This window comes from Mesorhizobium sp. P2_E9 (genome assembly GCF_056403815.1).
This window is the reverse complement of record NZ_JBFUET010000018.1, coordinates 1-14,928: the sequence shown is the minus strand read 5'-3', so window position 1 is coordinate 14,928 and position 14,928 is coordinate 1. Positions and strand designations below refer to the sequence as shown.

Sequence of the window (14,928 nt, the reverse complement as noted above, 5' to 3'; positions counted from 1 at the left end):
TTTTCTTCCCCTGTTTTTGAGATGGATCTGTTTTGCTTGGTTCAGGATGGACCTGTCTTGGCGACGCCCGCCGCGGCATCGGCGGGAAAGGCGCGGCAGTCACCCGGTGCGCAGGAGACCGTGACGGTCTCGCCATTGGCCATGGTTGCCTCGGGGCCGACCTTGACGGTTAGCACCTGGTCGTTGCCGAGCCTGGCCAGCAGGCGCAGATGATCGCCGAGATAGATGCGGCCGTCGACCGTCGCGGGCAGGGCGTTGCCGCCGGCCGGCGTCAGGCTCAGCCGCTCGGGGCGGATGGCGACGTGGCAGGCAGCACCTTGCGCCACGCCGATGGCGAGCGCGGTGAGTTCGCCGCCGCCATTCAACCGCACGCGGCATTCCTGGCCGGAGACGCGGTCGACGACGCCTTCCAGCGTGTTGTTCTCGCCGATGAAGCTCGCCACGAAGGAGCTTTGCGGGGCGTTGTAGAGGTCGTCGGGCGAGCCGAGCTGGGCGATGGCGCCATTGTTGAACACGGCGACGCGGTCCGACATGGTCAGCGCCTCGCTCTGGTCGTGGGTGACGTAGACGATGGTGACGCCGAGCATGGTATGGATCTGCTTGATCTCGAGCTGCATGTGCTCGCGCAATTTCTTGTCGAGCGCGCCGAGCGGCTCGTCCATCAGCACCAGACTCGGTTCGAACACCAACGCGCGGGCCAGCGCCACGCGCTGCTGCTGGCCGCCGGAGAGCTGCGCCGGCTTGCGGTCGCCGAACTGCTTCAGCCGCACCATGTCCAACGCGCGGCCGACGCGGCCGGCAATGTCGGCCTTGCTGACCTGGCGCACGGAGAGCGGGAAGGCGACGTTCTCCTCGACGCTCATATGCGGAAACAGCGCGTAGTTCTGGAACACCATGCCGATGTTGCGCTGGTAGGGCGGCAGTCGGTCGACCGGCTTGCCTTCCAGCGTGATGGTGCCGCTGGTCGGCCGTTCGAAACCGGCCAGCATGTTGAGCGTCGTCGTCTTGCCCGAACCGGACGGGCCGAGCAGCGTCAGGAATTCGCCACGCGCCACGCCGAGGTTCAGCCGCGTCACCGCGAAGGCACGGCCGTCATAGGATTTCTCGACATCGACGAAATCGACGAAAGCCGGGCCGGCGGCAGGCGCCGCTGCCAGGGTGGCGTGAGCGGCGCTCATCGGACGTCGCCCCGAAGCATGCCGTTCATTTGGCAGTCTGAAACACTATACGGCCTGTGATGCATGGTTCCGTCCCATTGGAAGCCCGCATCTCGGCGGGTCGTCCAAACTTGTATGCTCACACAATCTATCTGAAATCGAGCATAGATGCATACAACTTTTGCCGTCAAGCCGTTATTTGCCGCGATTGTGTGATATTTTCGAGTGGAAAGGCCGAATTGATGTCACACAAGCGCTATTGTCCGGGGAATTGTCTTATGCTAAGCCCACGACAACACCGAAGCCCCGAATCCATCCAGCATGCTCAATGATCTCCGCCTTACCGAGGATGAAAGTCCGGTCTATCGCCGTCTTGCCGACGCGATCGCCGAGCGCATTGCCGCGGGCACGCTCGCGGTCGGCGACCGGCTGCCGCCGCAGCGTGACATTGCGCGCGCGCTCGGCATCAACGTCACCACGGTGACGCGGGCGCTGGCGACGCTGCAGCAGCGCGGCTTGCTGGAGGCACGGCCGGGGAGGGGCACGACAGTGGCGGCCAGGCAGGCGGCCGAGCGGCCGGGGTTCGTCTCGGCGCCGAGCGACGAGAGCGGCATCATCGACCTCTCGGTCAACCGGCCGGCCACCTCGGCCTATCTCGACGCGCTGGCGGCGCTGTTGCCGCGCCTGCCCAGGGATCCGCACTATGCCTCGCTGCAGGACTACCATCCGCCGGAAGGGCCGCTGTGGGCGCGCGCGGCCGTCGCCGACTGGCTGAAGGCCGTTGCCGGCGATGGCGACCCCGGCCGCGTGGTGCTGGCGGCTGGCGCCCAGCACGGGCTCGACTGCCTGCTTGGCGCGGTGACACGGCAGGGCGAGGTGGTGCTTGCCGACGAGGTGACCTATCAGGGCATCAACGCGCTCTGCCGCGTGCATGGGCTCGATCTCAGGGGCGTCGCCATGGATCGCGGCGGCATGCGGCCGGACGCCTTCGACGCCGCCTGCGCGCAGCTGCGCCCCCGCGCGGTATTTTTGGTGCCGACGCTGCACAACCCGACGACGATTACGCTCAGCGAAGCGCGCCGCCATGAGCTTGCGGCCGTCGCGCGCCGCCACAACGTGCTGATCATCGAGGATGACGTCTACCGGCCGCTGGCGGACGAGGCCTTGCCATCCTTCGCCAGCCTGGAGCCGGAGCTGACGGTGCATATCGGCGCGCTGTCGAAATGCTTGGCGCCGGGCCTCAGGCTCGGCTTCGTCATCGCGCCGCGCGCCATTGCCGGCCAGGTCGCGGCGGCGCTGCGCATCAATTGCTGGAGCATCAGCCCGCTGACGGCGCTGATTGGCGCACGCATGATCGAGGACGGGTCGGCGGCGCGCATCATCGAGGTGCAGAAACACGAACTGCGCCAGCGCCAGGCGATCCTGAGCGAAATCCTCGGCCGCTACGATGTCCAGAGCCAGCCGAGCGCCACCCATGCCTGGCTGCGCCTGCCCGAGCCATGGCGCGGCGCCGGCTTTGCCCGCACCTGCCTGGAGCGCGGCGTCGCGTTGTTACCGGGCGATGCCTTCGCCGTCGGCCGCGAGCCGGTCCAGCACGGCGTGCGCATCAATGTTGGTGCGGCGCGTTCGCAGGACGATCTGCGCACCGCGCTGACCACCATGGCGGAGTTGCTGTCGGCCGGGCATCTGCAATTGCCGGGTTTTGTCTGATGCCCCAACGATTTGCCTGAGGGATTTCGCGTGACCGCTGCCAGAACTGTCGAGATCGCCGTCATCGGCGCGGGCGTGGTCGGGCTGGCGACGGCGCTGCGCCTGGCCAGCGACGGCCGCGAAGTCGTGCTCATCGATCCCAACGAGCCGGGCTCGGGCGCCTCGTTTGGCAATGCCGGCACGCTGGCCGAATATGCCTGCATGCCGGTCGGCAATCCCGCGGTGCTGCGCGCGCTGCCAAAGCTGCTTCTCGACGCCGACAGTCCGTTTTCGCTGCGCTGGACAGCGCTGCTGCACCTGGCGCCGTGGCTGCTGCGGTTCGTGCGCCAGTCGCTGCCGGCCGCCACCCATGCCAACGCCGTGGCGATGGCCGGCCTGCTTGCCGATTCCCTGCCGGCCTGGGAGGAGATGGCGGCGCAGGCCGATGCCGGAGATCTGCTGCGCCGCAATGGCTGCCTCTATCTCTATCGTCGCCCGAATGATCTTGCCGGCGGCGCGTCGAGCCGGGCGTTGCGCGCCGAATTCGGCGTCGACCAGGCGGTGCTGAACCCTCAGGAGGTGGCAGCGCTGGAACCGAACCTGCCGGCGGTGCAGGGCGGCGGGTTGTTTTTTCCGCAGTCGATGAACCTGACCGATCCCCAGGCCATGATGGCGCGGCTGTTCAAGGCGGCGACGGAGCGGGGTGCTGTCTTGCTGCGGGGCGAGGTGACAGGGCTGCGTGCCGATGCCGGTGGCGTCGACCTCAGCGGTCCCGGCCTCAGCCTGCGCGCCGGCAAGGTGGTGATCGCCGCCGGCGCCTTCTCGCGGCCGCTGGCGGCACAGGCCGGCGACCGCATCCCGCTCGAAACCGAGCGTGGCTATCACCTCGAATTCGCCACGCCGGCGCCGGTGCTGACGCGGCCGGTGTGTCCGGTCGATCTCGGCTTCTACATGACGCCGATGGCCGGCCGGCTGCGCGTTGCCGGCACGGTGGAACTCGGCCGCCAGGCCGCGCCGCCCAATCCGCGCCGGCTGGCGCTGCTCGATCGCGGCGTGCGCCAGTTCTTCCCCGCACTCGGCCAGCCCTCGTCAAAATGGCTGGGCTTTCGGCCGTCGCTGCCGGATTCGAGGCCGGTCATCGGCCCGTCGCCCGGCAATTCGAACATTATCTACGCCTTCGGCCATGGCCATCTCGGCTTGACGCTCTCGGCCGTCACCGCGCGACTGGTTGGCGATCTCATCGCCGACCGGCGGCCCAACAGCGAAAGACTTGCGCCTTTTGCCGCCGGCCGGTTTTGACCTTGATATCCATCGCCGAGGCTTCAGGGCGATGGCTGTTCGCCAGCAATTCTAATGCATGTCGCCCAAAGGTGGCCCCGGCTTTGGGAGAACGACACGCATGAAAACAAAGATCTAAAGCGCGTTGCTTGAATCCGCGCAAACGCGACGCGCTTTAGAAGGCTTCGTCCTTGTGCGGCTTCCGGGTCAGCGCGCGCGCCGCATCCGCGCCCGCCGCCAGGATGCGGTCCGACAATTCCGTTCCTTCCACCGCGCGGGCCATTTGAAGGGCGCCGATAAGCGCGGCGAAGACGCCCAACGCCACGCCTTCGGGATCGTGGGTGTGCGGCGGCAGGTCCTTGGCCAACTGGCGCACCAGGGTCAGCAGCTTTTCGGTGTAGAGCGCGCGCGTCTCGGGCGGTTGACGCGCGATTTCCGGCAACAGCGCGGCGGAAGCACAGCCGATCTCCGGATGATCCCGGTGCTCGGGCGATAGATACATCGCCATCGCCAGTTCCAGGCCGCCTGAGGCCAGTGCCTGCTGCAATTGCTGCGACTGGGTCTCCAGTGCCGATGCCATGCTTTCGCGCACGAGGTCGGCTTTGGACTGGAAGTGCGGATAGAAGGCGCCATTCGTCATCCCGGCGTCGCTCATGATGCTGGCCAGTCCGGACGCGGCGATGCCGTCACCTCGGAAGCGGTGCGAAGCGACCTCCATGATCCGGCTGCGGGATGCGTCCTTCCGGCCCTTGTCATAGCGCATGATGGCTCCTTCTCGTTTCCCTATTGCATTATGAGCATAATGTGATATTACGATCATAATTCAATCGCCGATCGCAGGCAAGACCTCTTACATCTGGAGCCTTCAGAATGAACCGGAATTCGGGAAAGACCGCTGTTGTGACCGGCGCCTCCTCTGGCATTGGCCGGGCCACCGCCGAGATTCTGGCGCGCGCCGGCTTCACTGTCTTCGGCACCAGCCGCAAGGCATCCAACCAGAGCTCGAACGGTGTATCGATGCTGGCTTGCGACGTGACCGACGACACGTCTGTCGCGTCCCTTGTCTCGACTGTCCTCGGCAAGACCGGCCGGATAGACCTGTTGGTCAACAATGCCGGTATCGGGCTGCTGGGCGGCGCGGAAGAGTCATCCGTCTCGCAGTCGCAGGCCCTGTTCGACGTCAACCTGTTCGGCGTCATGCGGATGACCCACGCGGTGTTGCCGTCGATGCGGCGGCTGGGCGAGGGGCGTATCGTCAATATCGGCTCGATCCTGGGGGTGGTCCCGGCGCCGTACTCAGCCCACTATTCGGCCGTCAAGCACGCGCTTGAGGGCTATTCGGAATCGCTCGACCACGAGGTTCGCGCCTTCAACATCCGCGTTTCGGTCATCGAACCGGCATATGTGCGCACGGTATTCGACCAGAACGGATTCGAGCCCGATTCCCGCATAAAGGAATATGATCAGGCGCGAGCCGCAGTCGAGGCACTGCTTCGCGAGGTGATGCCCAAGGCCGACTTGCCGGAAGTGGTGGCGAAGGTGGTTCTGCGGGCCGCGACCGACGGGCATCCGCGGCGGCGCTACACCGCCGGCAAGGCAGCGCGGCAGGTAAGCATGCTGCGCCGGTTCGCGCCGGCAGCCATGTTCGACAAAATCTTGCGCAAGCAATTTCGCCTGCCCGTCTGAACGAAGCCGCGGATATAACAGCAACATCGCCGGTCTTGTCCGGCACATCCCCGAGTGGGACCGACGACGCCTTGCGCCTTCGCCGTTCATGCCGGCCACCGAGATCATTTTTAGAAAGCGACCATGATGAAAGCCTTTGTTGTCGACAAGTATCAAAAGAAGGGCGCCCTGCGGCTCGCCGAAATGCCGGAGCCCGAGTTGCGGGACAATGATGTCCTGGTCGAAATTCACGCCGCCGGGGTGAACCTTATCGATTCCAAGCTTCGGGACGGGGAGTTCAAGCTGATAGTGCCCTATCGCCCGCCCTTTATCCTGGGCCATGACGTGGCGGGGATCGTCGTTCGGACCGGTTCGAAAGTCCGCAAATTCAAGCCCGGTGACGAGGTCTATGCGCGGCCGCGCGACGGCCGGATCGGCACGTTCGCCCAATCTATCGCCATGGATGAAGCCGATGTGGCGCTGAAGCCCAAAAACCTCAGCATGGAAGAAGCCGCCTCGATTCCGCTGGTGGGCCTGACCGCCTGGCAGGTGCTGGTCGAAACAGCCGGGCTGAAGAAAGGTCAGAAGGTGTTTATCCAGGCCGGCTCGGGCGGAGTGGGGACCTTCGCTATCCAGCTGGCGAAGCATCTCGGCGCGACCGTCGCGACGACAGCCGGCGCGGCGAATGCCGATCTGGTGAAAGGTCTCGGAGCCGGTATCGTCATCGACTACAAGAAAGACGATTTCGAGAAAATCCTGCATGGCTACGACGTCGTCCTGAACAGCCAGGACGCCAAAACGCTCGAAAAATCGCTGCATGTGCTGAAGCCGGGCGGGAAACTCATCTCCATCTCCGGTCCGCCGGATCCCGCATTTGCCAGCAAGCAGGGGCTGAACGTGGTGCTGAAGCTGATCCTGCGCCTGCTGAGCCGCGGCATACGCAGCAAGGCCAGACGCGCCGGTGTCGGATATTCTTTCCTGTTCATGTGGGCGCAGGGCGAGCAGCTGGGCAAGATCACCTCGCTCATCGAATCCGGTATCATACGCCCCGTCATCGATCGGACTTTTCCGTTCGAGAAGACGAACGAGGCATTGGCCTATGTCGAAGCGGGGCGTGCCAAGGGCAAGGTCGTCATCAAGGTCAGATAGGGAGAGTGTTCGGCGGAAGACCGTTGCTTCAGCCCGCCGCCACCGTCTCGATCTCCTGGAGATAAAACACTTTGCTCGGCTGCAAATGGTCGACGCAGAGCTGCGCCAGAACCCAATTATCCCGGCGTTTCAGCGCCTCGATCATCATCGCGTGGTGCTGGCGCGAGACGTCGAGCTTTTCCCTGTCGGCCAGTGAATTGGCCCGCACCGGCAGGCTGAGCCGCATGTAATGCTCGATCGAGGAGACGAGATAGGCGTTGCCGCAGGCCGAGAACATTGTGAGATGGAAACGGTCATTGGCCTCGTGGATGCCCCTGAGATAGCCGTTGTCGACGTGGCTGCTGTAGGTGCGGTGGATGTCGGTCAATTGCGCGATCAGTTCGTCGCTGACCGGCAGGGGGATCATCAGCGCCGCCTGGCGCTGCAGCATTTCGCGCACCTCGTAAATCTGCCGCACCTCGTCGGGCGAGAGCCGGCGCACCATGGCGCCCTTGTTGCGCTCGCGCGTGACGATGCCGAGTTTTTCCAGCTGGTAGAGAGCCTGGCGGATGATGTGGCGTGAAACCGGGAAGCGGGCGAGCAGCACATCCTCGACCAGGCGCGTGCCGGGCGCCAGCCGGCCGAAGATGATGTCCTCCTCGAGTGCGTGCACCGTGTCGGCTTCCTTGCCACCATAGTCGAAGCTGTTGAGCATCGCGAACCCTTGTATTCCCTGGCTGGCCTTATCGGTCCTGGCCAACCTCTTGTTGGCCAAGGCTAATCTTTGTTGACCTGGGATGCCACTCTAACCGGTTCACACTGTCTCTGGAATTGCCTGGCCTTCGCGCACAAGGCTGGCCACGAGCTGGTCCAGGCGCGGGTCGTCGAGGCTGACGATGCCGGACATCTGCAGCGCCTGCCTCAGGCTGATCCTGCCGACCTGCTGGCGCATGATGACCTTTACGCAGACCGGCCTCGTTCCGGTCAGGACGAAGGCGCTGCCGACCAGGACCGGCTCCGAGAACGGCGCCCACTGGACGGCAACGATCGATGGCTCGCCGGTCTGCCGGCGGTTGATGCCGGCGAAATAGATCCAGTTCAGCTGCGAGATCGCCACGCCATAATGCCAGCCCGGCGCCCGCGCGCCGCCCCGGCGGAGGCCTTCGGCCCAGCGGGTCACGCGCCGGAAGGTCACCAGCTCGGCCTCGCGCCGCACGAAGGTGACCGACCGCATCAGAAGGTCGGGACGATCGGGAACCGCGAAATAGGTGAAGTAGGTCCCGCCGGCGATGGCGGGAGCCGGGCCGCGCACCATGTTCTCGTAGAGCGTCTGGTGGAGCGGTGACGGCAACGGGTGCTCGGGCGCGGCGGGTTCCGGCGCGCGGTACAATTCATCCTCGTCGATGCGGAAATAGGCGCAGATCAGCTGCGCCGTCGCCCGGTTGGGCACGCTCTTGCCTTGCAGATAGCGCTCGAACTGCGTGCGGTTCATGTCGAGCCCGCGGCATACGGCGGCCACCGACGCATGGCCGGAGACCAGCCGTCGCAGATTCGCGGCGAGATTCTTGCGGATTGGCACGATACGCCCCTCGACAGCCGTTCGGACCGTTGTTCAGCAATTGCTTATATTGAGGCAATCTCGCACAACATCGCGCCGCCGCGAATGGGACCTTTGGCCAATGCGCATGGGATTCTTGGTCAATCCCGATATTGGCCCGATCGGATACTGTCGTCAGCGCCGCCGGCCGGTTCCGAGGCGGGGAACTGTACGTTTCTTACATATTGCCTATGCAAGTCATGTGAATGGGCGTAATTTAGCACGAAGAGCGACCTGGATCGGCCTCTCGACATCGAATGATGGAGAGTGCTTTGGACCATGCAGAGCTGATCGATCTTCTCGACTATACTCACGCTCAATTGAGCAAGATCCGCGAGGCGGTCGCGGCAAGCAATCACGCCGGCGCCATGTTCACCATCGATTGCCTGATCGGGGCGGCGGCCGAGCAGACGAAGTGCAAGCTCGCCGGCCTGGAGCATGCAGGCATGCCTGTTGGCAGGGATGGGCCGGTTGGCAGGGATGGGCCAGTTGGCGGCGATGGGCCGGCCGGCAGGGATGCGCCCGCCGGCGCAAGCGGCGCTGCTGCCCGCTTCCAGGCAAGGGCGGCAAAGCCGGACGTGGGCAAGGCAGCGATGCGCGTGCGGCGCCTGCCTTGAGCCTTTTCGCCAGACTTCGCGCCGGCAGCCGCGCGGCGGTCCTGGTTCCTTACAGATATGTCAGGTTGGGTTCGTCTCCCATGCACGGCTACGACGCGCATGAGAACAGCCATGATTTTGTCGCTGAACATCCGGACTGGCGGGTGGTGCGCGGCTGGCTGATGTCTCCAGGCGACATTCTCGACAAGCATGTCATCGTCGAGAACCCCCGGACCGGTCAGCGCTTCGACGTGACGCCGCTCGATCCGCGCGTGCCATTCTTCGAGCATCCGGGCACGGCGGAAGAGTTCGACGGATTGTGGCACCAGATCAGCATGCCTCCGTATTCGCCACCAGCGCGGCTGGTGGTGATGGAGGCAAGCGACGAGATCGGGCGCGGCGCGAGTGCCGTGGCGTCGGATGCGGGGACGTCCGGCGGGAACGCCGACGCCTGATATGTCAGCTGGAGACGGGCTCGCCGATCAGCCTGGCATGATCTCAGCGATCAGCCTGGCATGATCGTTCCGATCAGCCTGATATATTCGGCTTCGGGTTCGCCGTAACCGCCATTGGCGAGTTCCAGTAGCCCGGCGCGGTCGCGAATGACGATCTCGCCGCGGCGCGAGCGGATCAGCGCGCGGCCTTCCAGCAATTGCAGGGCGACGGTGACGCCGGGCCGCCGCACGCCAAGCATGATGGACAGGAATTCGTGGGTGATGGCAAGGCGTTCACCGGGCACCCGGTCGTCACACATCAGCAGCCAGCGCGCCAGCCGTTCCTCGAGCTTCAGCCTTGCGTTGACCAGCGCCGTACAGCCGGCCTGGGTGTGCAGCGCGTTGACGAAGCGCAGCAGGAACAGGCGCAAGGTCGGGCTTGCCGCCAGGGCTGCATTGAAAGGCCTGGCATCGATGCGGATGGCTTCGCCTTCGAGCTGTACGAAGCATGCATGCGCCGAACGGTCGTCGCCCATCACCAGGGCGGTTCCGGTCATGCCTTCGAAGCCGATGAAGCCGACCTCCGCCTCGTGGCCGCTCGCCGTCCTGGCGACAACCGAGCCAATGCCCTGTTCGAGAAAATAGACAGCCTCGATCGGGACATGGGGCGTGACGAGCATCATGCGCAGCGGCAATTCGCAACGCTGCATGTGCGGCTCCAGCAATGCCAGATCATCCGCGCTCATGTGCAGCAGCAGCTGGTTTCGGTATTGATGGTTTTTGTCGAGATCGGATTCAGTCATGGCGCGGCCCAATGCAGGGCAAGAGCCATCCGATCTCCCAGCCGTCCGCGCCCGTATCAACGTGCCGACGATCGCCTGGATATAGGGGCTTTGAACGAAGAAACCTAGGAATACGGTCTGAAATTCGATGCACGGCGTCCCCCACTGCCGTTCGCATACGAAAAGATCGACCTGAAGGTTAGTGTCGGAAGCGTACCAATTCACCATTGGTACGAAACCGACATTTCGCGCCAAGGCCAGCCTTGCAGGATGGCGGTGAAAATCCGCCGGCTAAATGATCTGAAGGCTGTGTGTGTTCGATCGGTTTAGGCCCCGGGGATTCTCCGAAAGCATGCCTGAAAAGCCGCGCCACGGCTTGCGGTCTATGGCCTGGACAAACCAGCGGCCCGCTCCAGGCTCGCAATCCTTTTGTCCGCTTCCGCCTGTGCGACCTGCATGAGCGTATCGATCTCGATCATCGCCTTGAGATGGCGCGAATCGATGACCGCTTATTGACTTGCATGGCCGAACGAGAGTGACGGGTGCACGTCCGGGTGCTGGCGCGGGGATCGACCAAACTTGACGAGATCGATCCGGACACATTCTCGACGGGGTCGTGAGCATGTTGGCTTTGCCTGGCTATGCCTGCCCCATGCCGCTTTGCGCCGCCTCTTCCTCGAGCTTTCCAAGCTTGGCCTTGATCTCCTTCGGGTCGGCATGTTCCAGACCGACCACATCGTTTCTGGTGTCTTTCAGCGCAACGATGATCTCATCGAGCTTGGCGTGGATGGCGGCGGTGTCGCGGTAACCCTGGATAAGGACGACGCCGGTGATGACGATGGCCGCGACCGAAAGGGCATAGGTGACGGCGTTCGTCAGGCCGAAAGGGACCAAAGCGGTACACACCACCATGGCGACGATCATGACGTAGAAACCCGGCGGGCGGGACAGGAAGTCAGCGGCGACGAAAAGGATTTTGTTCATGCTACTCACCAGCGCTCCTGATGTTCACCAGCGTCCGTGATGCCTGCAAGTTCGCGAAGGGGGTTTTGTTCCAGGAACTTAGGCGACCTCCCGAAGTTGTGCACAAGGAGAAGGAGGCCAGCCATGCCGATATACCAGATCGACGAGATGGATGGAGATGAGCTTTCGGCTTCGCATGTCGCCAGCGGTACAAACGCTCTCGATGCGCTGCGCAAGATCACGGGCAAGGCTATTTCGACCCGTGCCTTGCAGAACCACTGGTTCCGGGTGGTCGACGAAGGCGAGGGCAGCGTGTTCGAATACAGCGTCGAGCACGAGCTCACCGCACGTCGCTAGTTTTGCCCGTCGTTTTGCGGCCGATGGGCTTGTGTTTCGCGGTCTTGGCTGAGGCAGGCGCTTTCGCCGAAAGCCGCTGCTCGCGCAGCCGAGCGGTTTTGGCTTCACGCGCCTGACGTTCCAGATCAATGATCGTTTGGGACTCGCGGGTGGCGCGTTCAATCCGGTCCTTGTCCTGGGGCAGTCGGGCCACGGTATCCTCCTTTGCTTCGGTGGCACTGAAAATGCGGACCGAAAGAAAATGTTCCACCAGCTGGGCCGGCGTACGAAAGCGACATCACCCTTGTTGTTTGCGCGCCGGCTAACGGCTCATTCGTCTCTCCAGATGACGCGCTTTTCCCATCTGATTTCGACCAGACGCCTGAACCGGATGGTGACCGCCTCTTGCCCCACGGGGTGGAACAGTTCCGCGTTCATTGATTCCTTGCGTCCGCATTTTTCGCAGCGGACCTTGGCCCTGACCTCTTCGATGCTCACATTGCCGATGACCTCGCGCAGTTCCTTCGGCTTGTAGAAACGCTTGATGTTGCAATGGCCACAGCGGATGCGCGCGACCTGCCCGGCGTCATGGGCATGCATAAGGGTCCACGGCATCCCCTTCGGCCACTTGTCTGGTTGCTCAGGCATGGCTGAAATGAGGAAAATATTCCTCTCCCGTCAAGTGCCTATCAGGACGAAGAGCGTTATTTCGTTCGCAACGGGCAACATAGCCACACTGGCCCGGCAGTCGCCCGGCTAATAGTCTGTGCAGTCATCCGCTTTCGGGGCGCACGGTTTCCACCAGGAGCGACCCCGCCGGAAGCGGACGCAACAGTTCGGTCTCGGGCTTGGTCAGACCAATCCAGGCAGCCCAGTTCTCAGGCATAAGGACCACGACCTGACGGTTGTGATAGGGCGCGATGTCAGGTCCGGGATCCGTCGTCAGCATGGTGAAAGTCGGTGGCTTGTTGCCGACCGCTTCACGCCAAAGCCCGGCGATGGCCAGGAACGGCGAGCCGTTGAGCGTGAAGCGATGTTTCGCCTTCGGATATTTCGCGCCGGTGAATTCGAAGAATCCAGATGCCGGCACAAGACAACGTTTGCTGTTTGCGAATTGCCGGCCTTCGGAGCGGAAGTTGAAGACAGGCCCGCCTTTGGGACCGGCCGGCGGAAACCCGAACGTCATCGACGCCAGCTCGATAGTGTCGCTGCCGGCGGCGGCGCGCATTATGGGCGCCGGATCGTTGATCCTGATATCATCGGCCTGAGGCAGGTCGAGTTCGGTCTGATGGCTGGGTATTCGAAGCGCCAGGGACTCCATCATCCGGCAATATTCAGCCCAGGCTACATGCTGTTCGTAATCATTGCACATGTGTTTTAATCCCATTTGCAGCGATCGAGTTCGAAAACCTTGTCACCTGGTGACGCGGCAACATGCCAAGATACCAGATTGACTGACATCCTCATGCAAAACCATTCAGCCGCATGGCTGAGTTGTTCAGTACGAAAACGACATCATTTGTTGTTGCGCGCGCCCACGATCGTCGTAGGAATCCAGGTGTCACCGGCCACGAAACGGGCGCTGGTGCTTGAGAGTGTCGTGTACTCCCGCCCTGCCGGGAGACATGAGATGGAAGACGATCACAACCCGGACCGCCTGATTTCCGCTCACGATTCCCATATCTTGCGGAACGCCTTCAAGGCATCGATCGCCGAGTTGCAACTGCCGGAAGCAAAATGGATCGAGCACTCCAGGGCGATGATGCACGACCTCACCGGCAGTCTTCACGTCGATAGCGGCTTCATCGACTGGATCGTCCAAGTGAAGCCGCCAGCCGCCAGGTCGGCGAACGACAACGGCAAGGCTGAGGATCACCTTGTTGAGGTGACACTGGGCACACGCGCTAGCCTCGAGGGGCTGGCCGCGCCTGTCGAAATGCTGGTTGAGGTTTTAAACTTCGAAGCCCCGGCGGACGCCATCGCGCCGCCGTCGGCGCGGTAGGCTGTTATCCTCACCCATCCGCGCGCTTGGTCTTGCCGGCGCCCGGTTGGCCGCTCAGAAGGCCGAAGTCGGCCGAACGGGTGCCGCTGTTGGCATGCAGAAAGCCCTCGGCGGCCAGGCCGCGGCGAAGCAACTCACGCACGGCAGCCGCACGGCTCGGCATGCGCTTGTCGAAGCGCCATGTGTCGAGCGCCGCGAATTCCTCTGCGTTCAGCATCACCTGCAGCCGTTCGGGGCGTTCAAGGTTGTCGGTCATCATGGCCTCCTTCTCAAGGCAATCCAGCCGGTGAGCCGAATGAGTAAGTGACTTATGTGCCTCACAATCTGCCAATGGCCTATTTGGTTCCGAGGTAGCCAAATACATTTGTTGCATCAGCTACTCAAAGTGCCTCTGTTGCGTCACCGGCTAAACATACTAACTAATTGATTTTATTAATGTTTTGTTGAGATTTTGTCTTGCTTTAACGAATCGCCTGGCGCATGGTGAAAGTGAGGGAAAACCCAGTCCCCTGGACAGGAGTTTGCCATGCAGAACTACCCCATCGAACTGCGCGACGACCTGAATCACACGCTTGTCAAGACAATCTACGAGTTTGGAATCGTCAACGTTCCGGTCCTGGCCGCTCAACTGGCCGACCGCCACGGCGACCTGTCGTACGCTGACGCCGAACGGCTGGTGCTTGGCTTCGCCCAGCTCTATTCGGCGCCCATCGTCTTCGACCGCTCGGGGTGCGATTGGCGACTGAAAGAGCCTGTCGGCTGGGACAATGACGGCCTGCTTCTCGACATCGTCCAGAACGAGTTCGGCCGCGCCGCCTGAGCCTCGATTGTACGTGTCCGATAATTCATCTGGTCGCCATCGTGAAAGCCATCAATACCATACGGTCAAAGCTGGATTCGGACGCGGCGTCTTGAACAAAAAACTGCCCCGCCTTCTTGGGACGAAGCTGGCGGGGCTCGAGGAGTTAGTAGGCTCCTAACAATTACCCGCGAATTGTTAAGCTGATGTGACAGGTTCAACGGGCCATATCGATAGGCGGGGCTCAACTAGCTGTGGGCTTTCAGGAGGTTGTCCATTCGGACCGAACCGAGGAGACTGGAGTTACCACGCTTCAGCACTCACCGGAGGGTCCGAATGAACATCCACAAGAATGCCCGTCTCACGCCGCTGCGTCGAGAGGAGATGGCGTTGTCGGTGATAGAAGGCGTCTTTTCCAAAGCCCATGCAGCGCGGATTTATGGCGTGTCGCCCAAGATCGTGGCGCGGTGGGTCGAGCGCTACAAGACCGAAGGCAGCAAAG

20 protein-coding genes are annotated in these 14,928 nt (G+C 62.9%); 10 read left to right on the top strand and 10 right to left on the bottom strand.

Annotated features, from left to right (window positions below; all coding sequences use genetic code 11):
- Positions 1–41 precede the first annotated feature (41 nt).
- A complete protein-coding gene (locus AC1D05_RS28020) occupies positions 42–1,178 on the bottom strand; it encodes an ABC transporter ATP-binding protein (RefSeq protein ID WP_477445004.1) in 1,137 nt (378 codons plus the stop codon).
- Between the two features lie 300 nt (positions 1,179–1,478).
- On the opposite strand from AC1D05_RS28020, the gene AC1D05_RS28015 reads away from it, so the two are divergent.
- Both AC1D05_RS28015 and AC1D05_RS28010 read left to right on the top strand, forming a co-directional pair.
- Positions 1,479–2,867, top strand: coding sequence for an aminotransferase-like domain-containing protein (locus AC1D05_RS28015; RefSeq protein WP_477445002.1), 1,389 nt, complete (start codon positions 1,479–1,481; stop codon positions 2,865–2,867).
- A gap of 30 nt (positions 2,868–2,897) precedes the next feature.
- On the top strand, positions 2,898–4,145 hold the full coding sequence (locus AC1D05_RS28010) for an NAD(P)/FAD-dependent oxidoreductase (protein ID WP_477445000.1): 1,248 nt from the start codon (positions 2,898–2,900) through the stop codon (positions 4,143–4,145).
- Positions 4,146–4,299: 154 nt separating this feature from the next.
- Here the strand turns inward: AC1D05_RS28010 and AC1D05_RS28005 are convergent, their stop codons facing one another.
- A complete protein-coding gene (locus AC1D05_RS28005; protein WP_477444998.1) occupies positions 4,300–4,887 on the bottom strand; it encodes a TetR/AcrR family transcriptional regulator in 588 nt (195 codons plus the stop codon).
- Between the two features lie 107 nt (positions 4,888–4,994).
- Here AC1D05_RS28005 and AC1D05_RS28000 point away from each other — a divergent pair, with 107 nt between their 5' ends.
- Both AC1D05_RS28000 and AC1D05_RS27995 read left to right on the top strand, forming a co-directional pair.
- Positions 4,995–5,810: an oxidoreductase gene (locus AC1D05_RS28000; RefSeq protein ID WP_477444996.1), complete on the top strand. Its 816-nt coding sequence runs from the start codon at positions 4,995–4,997 to the stop codon at positions 5,808–5,810.
- A 126-nt stretch (positions 5,811–5,936) separates the two neighbouring features.
- On the top strand, positions 5,937–6,938 hold the full coding sequence (locus tag AC1D05_RS27995; protein WP_477445338.1) for an NADP-dependent oxidoreductase: 1,002 nt from the start codon (positions 5,937–5,939) through the stop codon (positions 6,936–6,938).
- Between the two features lie 28 nt (positions 6,939–6,966).
- Here the strand turns inward: AC1D05_RS27995 and AC1D05_RS27990 are convergent, their stop codons facing one another.
- Both AC1D05_RS27990 and AC1D05_RS27985 read right to left on the bottom strand, forming a co-directional pair.
- Positions 6,967–7,632, bottom strand: coding sequence for a GntR family transcriptional regulator (locus tag AC1D05_RS27990; protein WP_477444994.1), 666 nt, complete (start codon positions 7,630–7,632; stop codon positions 6,967–6,969).
- Between the two features lie 99 nt (positions 7,633–7,731).
- Positions 7,732–8,496, bottom strand: a complete 765-nt coding sequence (locus AC1D05_RS27985) for a helix-turn-helix domain-containing protein (RefSeq protein WP_477444992.1) — start codon at positions 8,494–8,496, stop codon at positions 7,732–7,734.
- Between the two features lie 290 nt (positions 8,497–8,786).
- Here AC1D05_RS27985 and AC1D05_RS27980 point away from each other — a divergent pair, with 290 nt between their 5' ends.
- The gene (locus tag AC1D05_RS27980; RefSeq protein ID WP_477444990.1) at positions 8,787–9,131 is read left to right on the top strand and encodes a hypothetical protein; all 345 of its coding nucleotides are present in this window, start codon (positions 8,787–8,789) and stop codon (positions 9,129–9,131) included.
- 80 nt (positions 9,132–9,211) lie between these two features.
- Positions 9,212–9,565, top strand: a complete 354-nt coding sequence (locus AC1D05_RS27975) for a hypothetical protein (RefSeq protein ID WP_477444988.1) — start codon at positions 9,212–9,214, stop codon at positions 9,563–9,565.
- A gap of 50 nt (positions 9,566–9,615) precedes the next feature.
- On the opposite strand, the gene AC1D05_RS27970 is transcribed toward AC1D05_RS27975, so the two are convergent.
- A complete protein-coding gene (locus AC1D05_RS27970) occupies positions 9,616–10,347 on the bottom strand; it encodes a Crp/Fnr family transcriptional regulator (protein WP_477444986.1) in 732 nt (243 codons plus the stop codon).
- A 618-nt stretch (positions 10,348–10,965) separates the two neighbouring features.
- The gene (locus AC1D05_RS27965) at positions 10,966–11,310 is read right to left on the bottom strand and encodes a low affinity iron permease family protein (protein ID WP_477444984.1); all 345 of its coding nucleotides are present in this window, start codon (positions 11,308–11,310) and stop codon (positions 10,966–10,968) included.
- A 123-nt stretch (positions 11,311–11,433) separates the two neighbouring features.
- Here AC1D05_RS27965 and AC1D05_RS27960 point away from each other — a divergent pair, with 123 nt between their 5' ends.
- Positions 11,434–11,646 (top strand): hypothetical protein, encoded by a 213-nt coding sequence (locus tag AC1D05_RS27960; protein WP_477444982.1) that lies wholly within the window; start codon positions 11,434–11,436, stop codon positions 11,644–11,646.
- Here the strand turns inward: AC1D05_RS27960 and AC1D05_RS27955 are convergent.
- The 3 genes from AC1D05_RS27955 to AC1D05_RS27945 form a co-directional block, all read right to left on the bottom strand.
- A complete protein-coding gene (locus tag AC1D05_RS27955) occupies positions 11,630–11,896 on the bottom strand; it encodes a hypothetical protein (RefSeq protein WP_477444980.1) in 267 nt (88 codons plus the stop codon). The genes AC1D05_RS27960 and AC1D05_RS27955 overlap by 17 nt on opposite strands.
- 59 nt (positions 11,897–11,955) lie before the next feature.
- Positions 11,956–12,240, bottom strand: a complete 285-nt coding sequence (locus tag AC1D05_RS27950) for a hypothetical protein (RefSeq protein ID WP_477444978.1) — start codon at positions 12,238–12,240, stop codon at positions 11,956–11,958.
- Between the two features lie 157 nt (positions 12,241–12,397).
- On the bottom strand, positions 12,398–12,997 hold the full coding sequence (locus tag AC1D05_RS27945) for an SOS response-associated peptidase (RefSeq protein WP_477445336.1): 600 nt from the start codon (positions 12,995–12,997) through the stop codon (positions 12,398–12,400).
- A gap of 258 nt (positions 12,998–13,255) precedes the next feature.
- Here AC1D05_RS27945 and AC1D05_RS27940 point away from each other — a divergent pair, with 258 nt between their 5' ends.
- Complete coding sequence (locus tag AC1D05_RS27940) at positions 13,256–13,627, top strand: hypothetical protein (RefSeq protein ID WP_477444976.1); 372 nt, start codon at positions 13,256–13,258, stop codon at positions 13,625–13,627.
- 10 nt (positions 13,628–13,637) lie between these two features.
- Here the strand turns inward: AC1D05_RS27940 and AC1D05_RS27935 are convergent, their stop codons facing one another.
- The gene (locus AC1D05_RS27935; protein WP_477445334.1) at positions 13,638–13,883 is read right to left on the bottom strand and encodes a hypothetical protein; all 246 of its coding nucleotides are present in this window, start codon (positions 13,881–13,883) and stop codon (positions 13,638–13,640) included.
- Positions 13,884–14,153: 270 nt separating this feature from the next.
- Here AC1D05_RS27935 and AC1D05_RS27930 point away from each other — a divergent pair, with 270 nt between their 5' ends.
- Both AC1D05_RS27930 and AC1D05_RS27925 read left to right on the top strand, forming a co-directional pair.
- Positions 14,154–14,447 (top strand): hypothetical protein, encoded by a 294-nt coding sequence (locus AC1D05_RS27930; protein ID WP_477444974.1) that lies wholly within the window; start codon positions 14,154–14,156, stop codon positions 14,445–14,447.
- Between the two features lie 315 nt (positions 14,448–14,762).
- Positions 14,763–14,928, top strand: a 166-nt coding sequence (locus AC1D05_RS27925) for a helix-turn-helix domain-containing protein (RefSeq protein ID WP_477444006.1), incomplete at its 3' end; no start/stop codon positions are given.